Origin of the sequence: Nocardia sputorum, assembly GCF_027924405.1 — a bacterium.
Lineage (GTDB): Bacteria > Actinomycetota > Actinomycetes > Mycobacteriales > Mycobacteriaceae > Nocardia > Nocardia sputorum.
In genome coordinates, this window is sequence record NZ_AP026978.1 from 317,419 (window position 1) to 331,853 (window position 14,435).

General features: G+C 65.5%; 10 protein-coding genes. 1 reads left to right on the top strand and 9 read right to left on the bottom strand.

Annotation, left to right across the window (positions count from 1 at the left end; all coding sequences use genetic code 11):
* Positions 1 to 71: 71 nt before the first annotated feature.
* The 9 genes from QMG86_RS01570 to QMG86_RS01610 form a co-directional block, all read right to left on the bottom strand.
* Entirely contained in the window at positions 72 to 1,586 is a 1,515-nt protein-coding gene (locus tag QMG86_RS01570; protein WP_281877229.1) for a hypothetical protein, read from the bottom strand.
* Positions 1,587 to 1,618: 32 nt separating this feature from the next.
* Positions 1,619 to 1,912, bottom strand: a complete 294-nt coding sequence (locus QMG86_RS01575; RefSeq protein WP_281877231.1) for a hypothetical protein — start codon at positions 1,910 to 1,912, stop codon at positions 1,619 to 1,621.
* Between the two features lie 119 nt (positions 1,913 to 2,031).
* Complete coding sequence (gene phoU, locus QMG86_RS01580; RefSeq protein ID WP_067795247.1) at positions 2,032 to 2,694, bottom strand: phosphate signaling complex protein PhoU; 663 nt, start codon at positions 2,692 to 2,694, stop codon at positions 2,032 to 2,034.
* A gap of 190 nt (positions 2,695 to 2,884) precedes the next feature.
* Positions 2,885 to 4,639, bottom strand: a complete 1,755-nt coding sequence (locus QMG86_RS01585) for an LCP family protein (RefSeq protein WP_281877233.1) — start codon at positions 4,637 to 4,639, stop codon at positions 2,885 to 2,887.
* 698 nt (positions 4,640 to 5,337) lie between these two features.
* Entirely contained in the window at positions 5,338 to 6,480 is a 1,143-nt protein-coding gene (gene dusB, locus QMG86_RS01590; RefSeq protein ID WP_281880725.1) for a tRNA dihydrouridine synthase DusB, read from the bottom strand.
* A 148-nt stretch (positions 6,481 to 6,628) separates the two neighbouring features.
* A complete protein-coding gene (locus QMG86_RS01595; protein WP_281877234.1) occupies positions 6,629 to 7,600 on the bottom strand; it encodes an acyl-ACP desaturase in 972 nt (323 codons plus the stop codon).
* A 486-nt stretch (positions 7,601 to 8,086) separates the two neighbouring features.
* Positions 8,087 to 10,360 carry an FxSxx-COOH system tetratricopeptide repeat protein gene (gene fxsT / locus QMG86_RS01600; protein WP_281877235.1) on the bottom strand — a complete coding sequence of 758 codons (2,274 nt, stop codon included), beginning with the start codon at positions 10,358 to 10,360 and terminating at the stop codon, positions 8,087 to 8,089.
* A gap of 179 nt (positions 10,361 to 10,539) precedes the next feature.
* On the bottom strand, positions 10,540 to 11,019 hold the full coding sequence (locus QMG86_RS01605; RefSeq protein WP_281877236.1) for a Het-E N-terminal domain-containing protein: 480 nt from the start codon (positions 11,017 to 11,019) through the stop codon (positions 10,540 to 10,542).
* A gap of 892 nt (positions 11,020 to 11,911) precedes the next feature.
* A complete protein-coding gene (locus tag QMG86_RS01610; RefSeq protein ID WP_281877237.1) occupies positions 11,912 to 12,580 on the bottom strand; it encodes a pentapeptide repeat-containing protein in 669 nt (222 codons plus the stop codon).
* Positions 12,581 to 13,373: 793 nt separating this feature from the next.
* Here QMG86_RS01610 and QMG86_RS01615 point away from each other — a divergent pair.
* Positions 13,374 to 14,417, top strand: coding sequence for a class I SAM-dependent methyltransferase (locus QMG86_RS01615; protein ID WP_281877239.1), 1,044 nt, complete (start codon positions 13,374 to 13,376; stop codon positions 14,415 to 14,417).
* The last annotated feature ends 18 nt before the right edge of the window (positions 14,418 to 14,435 follow it).

A 14,435-nucleotide genomic window follows, 5' to 3' on the forward strand; every position in this document is an offset into this window, starting at 1 on the left:
ACGCGGCATAGGCAACGGAAGGCCCTGGGTAGCGCATCGGCTACTCAGGGCCTTTCGGGTGTTCGGGTCGGCTACTCGTTCTGAGGTGGGGTCTCGAACAACGGCGACGGCGTCGCCTCTACCCGACGGGTGTGTTCCGAATCCGATTGCCGGTTCGCCGTGTGTGCTCCCAGCAACCCGGTACTCGCGGGCGCGGTCGACGGTGCGCTGGGCGTGGAAGGATTACTGGATGCGGTGGGTTCGGTACCGGTGTAACTCGCTTGCCGGACCGACGCCGGTTGCTCCGTCTTCGATTCTGCGGCTTTGTCCGAATCAGGATCGCCGGTCTTGCTGTCGTCGGTCTTCGACGCGGAATCATCCGCCTTTTGATCGGTGGCTTTCGCGTTCGGATCGGCTTCGGAGGGTTGGCCCGTCGGGGAATCGGTGGAGGCCTTGTCCGGTGCGGATGTGCTGTCTTTGGCGGGCTCCCCGGTGGACGGGGAATCGGCGGCCGTGCCGTCGGCCGCCTGATCGACGCTGGTGATCACCGTGTCGGCGGCGTTCGCGAATTTCTCCGCAGCCGTGCCGGCGGAGTCGATCAGATTCTTTCCTGCGTCGCCACCCGCTTTGATGATGTCGTCGAGATCGTCATCGAGCTTCCCGACCGATTCGATCAACGTCGGCATATCTCCGGTGATACCGCCCACGGCGGTGATGAGATTCGTGACGTCCGAGGGCGTCCAAGAATTCGGGTCGCTGGCGGGGCCGGTGGAGCCGGAGGACTTGGATTCGTCTTTCCCGTCGCCGCTGTCGTCTGTCTTCTTGCCGCTCTCGTCGGTCTTGTCGCCGGATTTGTCGCCCGCCTTATCGCCGCCGTCACCGGTTTTGTCGCCGCTGTCGCCGGTTTGGTCGCCTGTCTCGTCCTCACCCGACTTCGACTTGTCGGTCTCGTCTTCGCCGGTGGGCTGTTCCTCGGCGATCGGGCTCGCCTGCGGCGTGCCCGCGGGCGTGGTGGAAGGGTCGGTGGGGTCCTGTTCGGTATCTCCGGTGTCGGACTGCGGGCTGTACACCGCGAGCATCGGATCCGTCTGCGGTGTCCCGTCGAGCGGGTCGCCCTCCCCGAGTTGGTCGCTGCGGGTACGCACGTTCGCGCGGGCCTGCTCGATCTTGGTCGCGATGTCCGATTGGGTGCCGAGCAATTCGTTCAGCGCGGTCGTGATGGCGGTCTGGTGGGTGTACTGGGTGTCGCCATCGTCATCCGAGACGTCCGGGCCTGGAGTGACCTGCCAGTCCTCGGAGACGGTGAATCCGGCCGCGACGGCTTCGTCGACCTTGTCCAGCAGAGCTTGCCGGAACCCGGCCAGGCTGGTGCCGCTGTCGATCAACGTCTGCGCGAGGTCGTCGGTATCCAGCGCCACTTTGTTCGCCGCGTCGCGATCGCCTGCGATCCGGTCGTACGCTGCGTAATAGGCATCGCCGCTCCAATGCGCTCCCGCCGCCCGGATCTGCGTGACCGTTTCATCGATCAGCGTGACGAATTCGCTGTTGCGCCTCCGTATCTCGGCTCCGGCTTCGCCCAATTTCCACGGCTGCCATTCCGACCGCACCTGGCTGAGGGTTGGTGTCGTGCTCGTCGTCCTCACAGATGCGCGCCCATCGCGTCGAGGCCGTCACGGAACTCCTGGTCGGATACCTCGTAGTTCGCGGCGCCGCCTTTCGCGATGTTCGAAACGCGTTTGCAGCGCATGGCCATTCGCTGCCATGCGTCCTCGATATTCGAACCCGCCGCCGAGCAGACCTCGCTCAGCGTCGAACCCGGTAGCACACCGCCGAGCGCATCGGTGGTGGCCCGTACGGTCAAAACCCCGATCGCACCGCCGATTTTGTCCATCGACGCGGCCAACGCACGTAGCTCCGCTGGATCGACGTTCATAACGCCCCCCTTCATACCGGATCCCCTCCGGCGTAACGCTATACCAGAGCAATCCCGCCCCGCGCGGCCAAATCTATCATTCGCCGCCCGCGAAAGGTCAAGACCGGCAAGCCTTTCGGCTACCCTTCCGCATCCGGGTCCGGCGGGAGGACGCCGGTGACCAGGAAGATGACCCGGCGGCCGATCTCGACCGCGTGGTCGGCGAAGCGTTCGTAGTAGCGACCGAGCAGCGTGACATCGACGGCGGCGGCGACGCCGTATTTCCAGTCCCGGTCCATCAGTAATGTGAAGAGGTGGCGGTGCAGATCGTCCATCGCCTCGTCGTCCTCGTTGAGCTGCGCCGCGCGCTCCGGGTCGCGTGTTTCCAGCACCTCCCGCGCGCCGGCACCCATGTTCACCGCGATGCGGCCCATCTCGGCGAAGTAGCCGTTGACGGACTCCGGTAGCGCGTGGTTGGGATGACGCCTGCGCGCGACCTTGGCCACGTGCAGCGCGAGCGCGCCCATCCGGTTCACGTCGGCGACGATCTGGATCGTGCTCACCACCTGCCGCAGATCACCGGCGACCGGTGCCTGCAGCGCGAGCAGGGCGAAGGCCTTCTCCTCGGCGTCCTGAATCAGTTCCGCGATCCGGTCGGACTCGCTGATCACCTGCTCCGCCAGCGCGAGGTCCGCCTGGAGCAGGGCCTGAGTCGCCCGCTCCATGGCCGAGCCGGCCAGGCCGGCCATCTCACCCAGCAGGTGGGCGAGTTCGGCCATTTGCTCGTTGTAGATGACACGCATGGAAACTGACACTAGTTCGCCGCGCTGACCAAGTCACGAACGCGGAGTGAATGACCGGTGTGCATCATTAGCGCGCCGGTTGCCGTTGATGATTCAACGACTGCGCGCCCATGCCGTCGCCGGGCCTGAAACGGCGGGATCGTGTGGATTTGTGATCTGCGTCGCACCTGTGCCCGGTGGTCACAGCGCGCTACTTGCAGATGTCCTCGGCCGCGTTGACGTGTTCCAAGTCCGACGGCAGCACGGCGGGCGTCGAGTCCGTCGAGGTGCTCGTCGCGACGTTGCCGATCTCGTCACCGACCGGCGTCGGCGCCTTCACGGTGACGCCGGACTTCGAGTCGCCTCCGATGACGACCTCGACGATGCCGCCGAGATCGTCCGCGGCCTCGATGGTCGCGCCGGGGATCGAGGTCGCCACGGTCGCGGCCTCGGCCTCCAGGCCGGGGGCGTAGCGGACCTTCGTCGTGGTGGAGGTGCCGTTGGCGTAGTTTCCGGTGTTGTAGATCGCGAAGCCCTGGTTGCCGAGTTTGGTGGCCGCCGTGCGCGCCAGCCCTTCGACTCCGGAGCCGTTGGACACCAGCAGCGAGACAGTCGAAGGATCCACCGCCTTGTACTTGGTCGGTGTCGGAGCGGCCGGTGCCGGAGCGGGGGCGTTCGCCTGAACGGTCGGCTTCTCGCCTGGCAGAGGCTGATCGTCGCGGATCGCCTTGAAGATCGCCTTGATGTCGGATTCGCGGGGGATCTCGTTGCCGTAAGTGGTGGTGCCCGCGGTTGGAACGGTGATGAAGGTGACCACGCCGGCATCAATCTTCTGCAGTGAACGTCCCAGCATCAGTAGGTCGGTCGTTTCGACCTTGTTGACCCAGGTGTGCTCGCGAAGCGCAGTGATGAAGCCGTTCAGCTTGCCCGGATTGAACAGCACCCTGCTGGACAGCGTGCTGCGCAGCAGCGAAGCGAGGAAGCGTTGCTGTCGGTTGATGCGGTCGTAGTCGCTGCGCTCCTCGCCGTAGACGTGCCTGGCACGCACATACTTCAGCGCGGTCTGGCCGTCGATGCGCTGCTTGCCCGGGTGCTCGAGGATGGTGCCGAGCACGTCGTCGACGAGCGGCTTGGACGCGCAGACCTCGACGCCATCGATCTGGTTGACCATCGACTCGAAACCGGCGAAGTCGATACCGATGAAGTGATTGATCGACGCGCCGGTGAGGCGCTGAATCGTGGAGACGAGGCACATCGGGCCGCCGAGGTTGTAGACGGCGTTGAGCTTGTCGCCTATGGCGGATGGGAACTTCTCATCGGTGTATGAGCCTTTTTCGTTGTCCCACCCATTGCACTGGGGCCTGGTCACGTCCAGGTCGCGCGGGAAGGACACTACGACGACCCGACTCCGGTCCTTCGGGATGTGGACCAGCATGGTGGTGTCTGCGCGGGCACCCTCGGCGTCGTCCAAAGTGCCCGCACCGAGCTGGCCGTTGGCCCCTGCGCGTGTGTCGGTGCCGACGAGCAGGTAATTCTCGTCGCCGAGCTGGGCATTGGAATCGATGATGTCTTCGGAGTTCTCGTCGAGAGCGGAGACCTGGGTGAAGCCGTCCGTGGTCGACCGCAGATAGCTCCAGCCGCCGCCAGTGACCAGCAGAGCGAGCACTGCGCACACTGCACCCCCCGCCCTTCCCGCGGTCCGCAGCCGCTTGTTGCGGCGCTCCTTGGAGGCCTGCAGGCGGGTCTGGGCGGTACCGACGGCCTTCGGCTTGGCGTCCTTGCCGTCTTTGGTGGGCCATCCCACGCCCTTGCGCTTGGCGCGCGTGGGCTCCTCGAGCGGAGGAAGTACGTCGGTGACCTCTTCGGCCTGCTCCGGCTCCGGAGGAGCGGCGGGCGCCGGGCGCTCGGCGGGGCGGCGGCTCGGGGGGCGGGCGGCCGGTGTGGCGCCCGTGATGTCCTGGACCACGGGTGAACTGCCGGTCTGGCGTGGCGGCGAGTCCGGCGCGCGCCGGGGACCGGCTGCGGCGCCGCGGCCGTTGGCGGCGGCCGGGTCGGCGGGCCTGCGCGGAGCTTCCTGCCGTGCGTCGGCACGGTTGATTCGTGCCGATGGAGGGCCTGCCTGCGGCGGTAGTGGCTCAGGGCGGCGGCCTCGGTTCGCCGGGGGCCCCGGAACCGGTGGCGGCTCGACGCGGCGCCCTCGTCCGTTGGCGGTGGGGTCCGGGGGACCGGGTTCCGTACGGCGGCCTCGGCTCGGCGCAGCGGCCGGATCCGAGGAGGCAGGCTCCGCGCGGCGGCCGCGGCGTCCGGTGCGTTCGTTGTCGACCCGCTGGACGAGATCCTGCACGGTCAGGGGCGCGGAGCTCTGGTCGGGAGCGGCGTCGGTATGGCGGGAACGACGAGATGTGCGTGTGGCGTCCTGTTCAGGGTTGTCCGCCGCGGGGTACCGCTCCCACGGGGCGCGACCTCCGGGACGTGGCGAACGCCCGTGCCGATCGTCACCCACCAACGAACCTCGCTTTTCGTCCTGCTTTTCCGCTCAGGTCACACTCGACCGGCGGCACCGATTCCGCAATGATAACGATTCCGCCACGGCGAGCCACCCCAGTGTGAAATCGAAGAGGTCACAGTGGTGTTGCGCTTGGGATTCGCTGTGCGGTTGCCGGATTACCCTCCGCTGTGCATCACATCCGCCGCGCTCGGCACCGCGGGATCATCCGGATCGTCGAGCCAGCCGTGTGGCAGCGCGACCTTGCCCGGCGAACCCTGCCTGCCGCGCGGACCCTCCGCGTCCTTCGGGAACGGAACGGCCGGGTCGAGCTGGCCGACGAGATCTTCCAATTGCGTGAGACTGCCCACCGTGGCGAACGCGCGACGAAGATCGGATCCGACCGGGAAGCCCATCAGATACCAGGCCATGTGCTTGCGCAGATCGCGCATGGCCTTCTCCTCGCCGAGATGCTCGGACAGCAGCGCGCCGTGCCGGTACAGCACCGCGCCCACCCGGCCCAGATCGGGCGGCTCCGGCAGCGGCTCACCGCGCAGCGCCGCCTGCAACTCGGCGAACAGCCATGGCCTGCCGAGGCAGCCGCGACCGACGACCACGCCGTCGCACCCGGTCTCGTCCATCATGCGCACGGCGTCGGCGGCGGAGAAGATGTCACCGTTTCCGAGCACCGGGATGGAGGTGACCGCCTCCTTGAGGCGGGCGATCGCGGTCCAGTCGGCTTCGCCGGAGTAGCGTTGCGCGGCCGTGCGCGCGTGCAACGCGACCGCCCGCGCACCCTCGGCTTCCGCGATGCGTCCCGCGTCCAGATAGGTGTGGTGCTCGTCGTCGATCCCGATGCGAAACTTCAGAGTGACCGGGACCCCCGCCGGTTCGGCCGCGCTCACCATGGCGCGCACGATGTGCCGGAACAACGTCCGCTTGTAGGGCAGGGCTGCGCCGCCGCCGAGCCGGGTGACCTTGGGTACGGGGCAGCCGAGGTTGAGGTCGATGTGGTCGGCCCACCCCTCGCCGACGATGATGCGCACGGCTTCGCCGAGCGTGGCGGGGTCCACGCCGTAGAGCTGCATCGAGCGGGGGTGCTCGTCGGCGTCGAAGGACATCATGTGCAGCGTTTTCTCGTTGCGCTCGACCACCGCCCGCGCGGTGATCATCTCGCACACGTAGATAGAGCTCGGGCTGCCGAATTCCCGGCACAACTTACGGAAGGCCAGATTCGTGATGCCCGCCATCGGCGCGAGCACGACCGGCGGATCGACCGGATACGGCCCGATCCGCAGTTTCGCCGTCGCCTCGGTAGTCATCGTCACGCCGACCAGTGTCTCATTTCCGCACGTAAGTCGGCCGGAGCGGGTCGCCCGCCCAGTACGCATGTCGCGATGCGGGCGCTACACCGGTCCGTTCATACCGCGCCGCCGTCCGGTCCCGGACGGCGGCGTGCTGTCGCTGCGGTCAGCCTACGGAGCTGCCCGCCATCTGGCGGTCGCGCTTCGCGGCTTCGCGGGCGAGCATGCGGTCGCGCTGCTCCTCGAACTTGACGACGTCCTTGCTCAGCTTGTCCAGGAACAGGCCGAGGCGCTCGCGGACCGCCTCGCCGCGGGCGGTGAAGTCCGTGCGCTCGAAGATGTTCCACTTCTTCAGCACCGGCTGGACGACTTCCTCCAGGTGCTGGCGCAGGTCGTAGATGCCGTGCTTGGCCATCAGCACGCCGTTGCGGCGGAAGTTGGGCATGCCGGCGCCGGGCATCTGGAAGTTCTCCAGGATCAGGGTGATCGCCTCGATGGCCTGGTCGGGGGCAAGGTCGAGGGCGGCGCCGCACATGTTGCGGTAGAAGATCATGTGCAGGTTCTCGTCGGCGGCGACGCGCTGCAGCATGCGGTCGGCGATCGGATCGTCACAGACCTTGCCGGTATTGCGGTGGCTGACCCGGGTGGCGAGTTCCTGGAAGGTGACATACGCGACGGAATGCAGGAATCCCGCGTCGGCTTCGGCAGGGGAGGCGAAACCGTTCGTCATGTGGACCATGCGGGCCTCTTCGAGGGCGACCGGATCGACGCCGCGGGTGACGACCAGGTAGTCCCGCATCACGATACCGTGGCGATTCTCCTCGGCGGTCCAGCGGCCCACCCAGGTGCCCCAGGCGCCGTCCTGCGAGAAGTTCTCGGCGATCTCCCGGTGATAGGAGGGCAGGTTGTCCTCGGTGAGCAAGTTGGTGATCATGGCCGCCTTCGCGACCTCACTGAGCCGGGACTGCTCCGGATCCCAATCCACGCCGCCGAGTGCCGCGAAGTTGCGGCCGTCGTCCCACGGGACGTAGTCGTGCGGATGCCATTCCTTTGCCAGGGAGAGGTGCCGGTTGACGTTTTCTTCGGCAACCGGCTCCAACTCCGTCAGAAGCTCGAGTTGAGTCAGATCCCTTGCCATGTATGAACCCTTCAGTGTGTGCTTCCGGTCGTGCAGGTCATCCCAAGGTAGACCGATACCGATGCGGCCATACCTTACGGCACCGTAGGTGTGATGCGAAACGCATCCGTTAGACGATCGATGCCCTGGTGATCCACCTCATACGACGCCTTCGCCGTTCGGTGATCTACACGAGTGTATGGGTTATTCCCGCAGCAATGGGACTATCGACGCGGCCCACGGAGCGTTAGCCGCACGTGACAGATCGCACCGCCGCATTCACGGCGCGAGGTACACGATGAAACGCCCTGGTACCCGCGCGTGTCGGCCACCGCGGCGCACCTAGCTGCGACGTTACTGTGAATTGTCTGCCAACGACGTCAGGCGGACATCCTTGCCGGAAGGTTGATTCGTCTCGGCGTTTCGACGCCATGTCGGGCTTGTCTCAACCGGACGTGTTCAGTCAGCGGCGGAACGGGTTCGCAGACGAGCGAGACTGTTGCACGGCTACCGGGTGTCAGGGTGGTCGGGACCAAGAGGCCGCTCGCGATCGACGGGGGTCTTCTCCGGCAGCGGTATCGCCTTGGCTGTCTGACCCGCTGACTGGTATGCAGCGGCGAGGTTGTTGCGTGTGGTGAGAGTGGTGGAGTGGTCGGGACCGAGAATCCGCTCGGCGTCGGTGAGGTTGCGCCCTAGGAGGGGAATCGCCTCGGCTGTCCGACCGGCTGACTGGTATCCAGCGGCGAGATTGTTGCGGAAAAGCAGGGTGGTGGGGTGGTCGGGTCCCAGGATCCGCTCCGAGTCGGTGAGGTTGCGCTCGAGTAGTGGGATTGCGTCAACCTTCCGACCCGCCGAATGGTAGGCGTTGGCGAGGTTGTTGCGGGAGGTCAAGGTGGCGGGGTGGTCGGGACTGAGGACCCGCTCGCGATCGATGACATTGCGCTCTGCCAGCGGAATCGCCTCGATCACCCGACCCGTCAATTGGTATGCGCTAGCGAGGTTGTTGCGGGTGCGCAGGGTGGCGGGGTGGTCGACACCGAGGATCCGTTCACGATCGATGAGGGTTTTCTCGTACAGCGGTATCGCCTCAGTCAGTCGCCCCGCCAACCTGTAGGCATAGGCAAGGTGGTTACGGGAGGCCAGGGTGGCGGGGTGGTCGGGACCGAGGACCCGCTCTCGATCGACGACATTGCGCTCCAACAGCGAAATGGCCTCGATCACACGACCCGTCAATTGGTATGCGCTGGCGAGGTTGTTGCGGGAAGTCAGGGTGGCGGGGTGGTCGACACCGAGGACCCGCTCGCGATCGATGAGGGTTTTCTCGTACAGCGGTATCGCCTTCGCCGCACGCCCGGCGTCCCGGTAGGCGTCGGCAAGGTTGTTGCGGGAAGTCAGGGTGGCGGGGTGGTCGGTGCCCAGGATGTGTTCGACTTCGGTGAGGTTGTTCTCGTACAGCGGTATCGCCTCCGCCAGCCGACCCGCCTCCCGGTAGGCATTGGCGAGATGGTTGCGGCACGTCAGGGTGTTGGGATGATTGGGGCCATGGGCTCGCGCGCATTGAGCGAGAAACGGCTCGGCGATAGTGATCGCTCGATCTAGGCTCACAGTTTCGATCAAGTGGCGTATCGCCCAGAAGCGGCAAGCAACGGCGTCGTCGCGGACATCAGGTGAGGCGTGGGTAGGTACGCCACTTGCCCAGAGCGCTTCGATCTGGTCGACCAGATCAGCACCTACGGCGCGATAGACCCATGCCTGTTCGTGCTGGACAAGCCGTGGTCGCAGTACGGCGAGTGCGCTGGTGAGGAGATCGTCGCAGTCGTCGGCGTCCCGGTCGCGTTCGAGCAGCACACGGGCGGTAAGTCGATGCGCGAGTAGGCGGTCTTTTGCAGTGGACCAGTTCAGCAGTGAGTGCTGGGTGCCGCGGTCGATCGCCTCGTCGACCAGTTCGTCCAGTTTCGGGTCGGGATGGTGCAGCAATTCCCGGCGTATCCCGGACGGGGCGAGCACAGCGAACAATCTCAACAGCCAACGCACCACACTGTCGAGATCCGCGTCGCCGCGGGAAGCCTCAGCGGCCTGAATCGACAGCAGGATCGCCTGGTCGACCCGCAGCGGGTGATCGGCACCGTCCCTGCGGCGTAATACTCGTGGTAGGGATTGTGCCCGAAGCCGCTGCAGGTAGGTCTCGTAGCTCAGGGGTGGCCGCGCGGCGGTGATTACGGCTGCGGCCGCGGACAGCGCCAGTGGCAGGTAGCCGAGCTCTTTGGCCAATTTTTGCTCCCCGTCGGGATCATCGACGAGGCCGGTGGCCTCACGAAGGTAGGCCAAAGCCTGTTCGCGGGTGTAGCCGGTGCCTGCGTCTACAGTGACGTCGGCGAGCCACGTAATGGCGGTGTTGGTGGTGGTGATCAGGACCCGGGTGCCGCCGCGGGTGGGCAACACCGCGCGGAGCTGTTCGGGGTCGGTGGCGTTATCGAGTACCAGCAGGTATCGATCGGAGCTGTTGTTGAGGTGGTTGCACAGCCGCCGGGCCGATCGCAGCGTGTCCTCGCCAGGCGCGGAAAGACCCAAATAATCGGCGATCTCGGACAACCCGGCATGCAGGGTGTCGGCGGTTTCGGCGTTCACCCACCCGACCGACCCCTCCTCGTGGTCGAGGACGTGGCGGGCATAGGCGGCGGCCAGCTGCGTCTTGCCCGCCCCGCGCATCCCGGTCACCACCACGGCCACACGCCCCTGTGCCAGTCCCTCTTCCAGATCGGTGAGCTGCTCACGGCGCACGAAATGATCCGGTTCCCGTGGCACCGAACCGACCACCGCCCGACCCGGAACAGCGGGCTGCTTCGTGGGCGAATGGATGTCGATCCGCAGATCTCGACCGACTCGCACCTGGTCGAGGTCGAATGCCGGTAGACCCGCGGAGGCCCCCTGCTGGGTGTGTGACGCGTCCGGGCCGGGGATTACCCGCGCGCCACCGAAGGGTCCTCATCATCGGGCCTTCCGGCCCGCACCCCGCTGACCCTGATCGAGCCACCCGCTTTGACGTCGGTGGCCTCCACTCCGCTGCCTGCGGCCGCGGTGACGTCGCGGATCTCGATCTCCCCGCCGGCCTCGACCCGGGTCAGCTGCACACCCACCGCCGCGGCCGCCGCGGGGGCCTGCTCCTCGATCACTCGCAGCAGTTCCTCCGCCGCTGCCCGCACTTCCAGGTCCTCCCCGGCGCCGGCCTTGCCGAGTTCTTTCGCCAGGAGTTGACGCCGCAGCGGCTCCTGCGGGTCCCGCTCCACCCCGATGATCTCGGCCTCGATCACCCCGTACCGGCGAGACAGCAAATCCTTCAGCGCCTGATAGGAATCGGCCACCACCCGAGTGGCCACATCGGTCAGTCCCGTCGCTGCACCAGCCGCCACCGCAGCCGCGATCAACGTCACCGGATCCATCCGTCGAACCTCCCACTCGACTCACCACCGCGAACCAGCGGCGGACCCGCACAAACTAGCGGAAGACACATTCTCGCAGGGTCATTCATATCGACGACAGAAGTGGACGCCTCCGGCCGGACCTCGCCGAGGAGTTCACCGACAATTGTGCCCTTCATCACATCTTGGCCGCTCTCAATTTGCCCTGGCCAAACATCTGGGGCGGATAGTGCCGTCACTGCGACCAGGCCATTTCGTCGATCCACGGCTCGCATATCGGTCCCTCGCCCTGTCGGTCGGCGGTGGCGGGGATGGCGACGAAGGAATCTGCGAATGACCGTCGATCGAGGCCCTCGAGCTCGGATCGCGGTGCCGGGCGTTGCTTGGGGTACTCGAGTGGATTGCACGCGACTGGAAGGGTGCGGCTCCGGCGTGGCCCTTCACGTCGGCATAACAAGTGCCTGGCTGCGGAGAACTCCCGGAAACAACGCGGGCGCCCGGAGTGACCCGGGCGCCCGGCGCCTGTGCCCCCAGTAGGGCTCGAACCTACGACCTGCGGATTAAAAGTCCATTTTGACGCAAGATATCAAATCGCTGGACATGCGTCAATTTAGGTGACAAATCTGCAGTCCGAACAGCGAATCTGTGGACATTACTGCCCGGGCGTTCGGGGCGCGAGTGCGCATAGAGGTACATCCGTCTGCCCCATGACTGCCCCTCGCGGGAGCGGCATCTGCCCCATGGACGGCCGGGGTGGCTCTGATTGATCGGCTTGGAGGGGTCATCGAGCGGAGCCGGAAACGCAGGGCCTGTGCAATGACCTTCCTGTCGACTCCCGGCAGTCGGTTGGATGTCGCAGCCAAGCTCAGCCGGCGCGTGGGGTCGACCGGGGACAGGTGAGGCAGTGAAAGCTCTACGAGAAACGCTTCCTGAGCGACTTCTGAGGAGGGGTTAGGGGGTTCAATATGTGCTGTCCGTCGCCGAGCCTGGCCGAGTTGCGTCGAATGGCCATCGTGTATCGCCCCCACCTGGTGTCGTCCGACCATCGCACGTCGAGCATCTGAGTCAGCGGAGGGAGCATGGCCCGTTCCAAAGTGGCCCCAGACAAGTCTGTGTAGCTCAAGCCCGTGCTCGTTAGATCACCGGTCAACACCGCATCGCGCAGATCGGCATGATTCAAGATTGCATGAGTCAAGTTCGCGCCAGTGAAATCCGTCTCCGTTAGGTTGGCGTCGCTCAGGTTTGCGTCCGTCAGGTCTGCACCACGCAGGTTTGCGCGATGCATGTTGGCGCCGGCCAAGTACGCAGCAGTCAGGGTTGCTCGTTCCAAAGACGTACCGCTCAGGTTGGCGTGATACATGTTGGCGCCGGTCAAATCTGCCCTTTCCAGGTTGGCGTCAGTCAGATCTGCTTCTGCCAGGTTGGCGCCGGTCAGGTCAGCTCTGGCCAAATTTGCGCCGAGCAGGACTTGACCTGTCAGGTCCTGCTCACGAAGGTCCTCGCTTTCTTGGATCAGGGTTTGACCTGTGATGTCTTGCGCACGAACGCCCCTAGCTGTCGTAGGACGTGGGGTAAGGCTCACGCCGAGCAGTGAAGCCCAGTACCTGTGCCAGAAGCTGTACCCCGCCCGCCCTCGAGGTGCGGCTGCCGCGGGATGGCGCGTCATTCCTAACAGCGATGCCCAGTACCGTTCGATGAACCTTGCCTGTGTCACGAGGAGCTGCCCTCATCAGCGATCTCATCGATATTTCGTGCAGATCCGAACTGCCTCAACAGGGCAGGGGCCGAAGCGCCAACCGCGATTGCGGCCAGTGGGCTGGTCACTTGGCTGTGAAAGATCAAGCCTCCTATCGCTCCGAAGACCAACCGAGTGACTGCAACTGCGAGATCCGGCCAAAGGTCGATGTACTCACGCCAAGACTGGAGGGGCTCTTGTCTTTTTGCTGACTTACGCCGGTTCGCCCTGCGGACTGTCGCTCGGTCCGACCTCCATTGCAATAAGTTGCCCCCCAGGGCGACGAGTTCAACGATCGCGCCACCGGCCATACCGAAAACGAGGCCTAACTGCCAAATCACGGTGCGAGCTCCCCTTGAACCCGAGTTACGGAATCCAGTCCTGCCGCGATCTTGTCGACCGCCACCGTGAGTATGCACTAGGGACGGGTCGGAGATGGCCGCTATCAGGGGTGCCGAGCGCAGAGGCCAATGCCCACGTTGGACGCGCAAACCAACGCGTATGTTCTGCGCCTGCGTGGGTGGATGCGTGGAGTTGCAAAGAAGGAAGTGGCGACGATGCCGAGCACAACGAGGCGGAGCGGTGATCGCGCCGTGGCGGCAGGACGCGCGCCTACGATTGCGGCACCGCGAAGCCGCGGATGTCCGAACTGGGCTGCCGACGCGTGATCGGCCGTGTTGGCTGCACCGACCTGCTTACCGCACTGAACGACTATTGCCAGCTGGCTCACCTCGAAGCACCGACTGCGAGACAGCTGCCACTGCGGAAGACTAGTGGCCGCTCGCGGCCGATAGTCAACCATGCGGCCGTCGAGGTCGGCACAATCGACTGGGTGACAGGATTCGTATTGACACCAGAGCGTCGTGAAGAGCTGTCCGATCTTCTTGGGGACGAAACACGCTTTCGCACTTCGTATCCCAGGGTTGCGGAGTACCTCGATACTGCCGCTGCCATACCTGGAAGCGGTGATGCCGAGGCCGACAGGGCCTTCGACATTCGTTTGCTGCACTACATGACGGGCGGTGACAGTGAGAATCCGTACTGGGACATCGTTGGTCCGTCCGTCAGTGTGGCCCCGGCCGAGCGTGGTGGTCGTCGCGAGGTCAACGGCGGTGTAGCGAAGGGCAGTGCGCGACTGGCCTACGCGCAGACGGTTCTCCAGGAGGCATACGCGTATGCGATCCCGTCGCCCGAGACGCTGGAGTGGATCACCGCCGTTTGCGCGGGTCGAGGGCTGTTGGAGATCGGCGCCGGGCGCGGATACTGGGCCGAACAGCTGCGACGCCGCGGTGTCGATGTTTTGGCATTCGACTCGGAACCGCCCGGCCAGATCGAGAATGTGTCGTTTCGTGGGGGAGCGGGGCAGTTGGATGTCTGGCACGAAGTCGGCGACCTCGCCGGCCTGGCCGCAGCGCGGGAAGCTGGCGAGGAGTCGCGTCGAGTTCTTTTCTTGTGCTGGCCGCCGGGCTGGGGAGATCCGATGTCAACCGACGCGTTGGAAGCGTTCGAAGAAGCCGGAGGCGACACGCTGATCTACGTTGGCGAACCTCGCGGCGGCAAGACAGGCACTGATGCGTTCTTCGACAAGCTTGATTCCGGGTGGGAGCGGGTTGGCGAGGATACGCAGTTCGTGTCCTGGTGGAACCTGCACGACAAGGCGGAGAGCTGGACTCGTCGGAAATAGCACCGGAAGTCGCGCAAA

Coding starts and splice junctions, on each gene's coding strand:
- QMG86_RS01595 (WP_281877234.1), bottom strand. CDS start 7,600: ATGGCAAGGGATCTGACTCAACTCGAGCTTCTGACGGAGTTGGAGCCG.
- dusB (WP_281880725.1), bottom strand. CDS start 6,480: ATGACTACCGAGGCGACGGCGAAACTGCGGATCGGGCCGTATCCGGTC.
- QMG86_RS01615 (WP_281877239.1), top strand. CDS start 13,374: ATGTCCGAACTGGGCTGCCGACGCGTGATCGGCCGTGTTGGCTGCACC.
- QMG86_RS01575 (WP_281877231.1), bottom strand. CDS start 1,912: ATGAACGTCGATCCAGCGGAGCTACGTGCGTTGGCCGCGTCGATGGAC.
- phoU (WP_067795247.1), bottom strand. CDS start 2,694: ATGCGTGTCATCTACAACGAGCAAATGGCCGAACTCGCCCACCTGCTG.
- QMG86_RS01605 (WP_281877236.1), bottom strand. CDS start 11,019: ATGGATCCGGTGACGTTGATCGCGGCTGCGGTGGCGGCTGGTGCAGCG.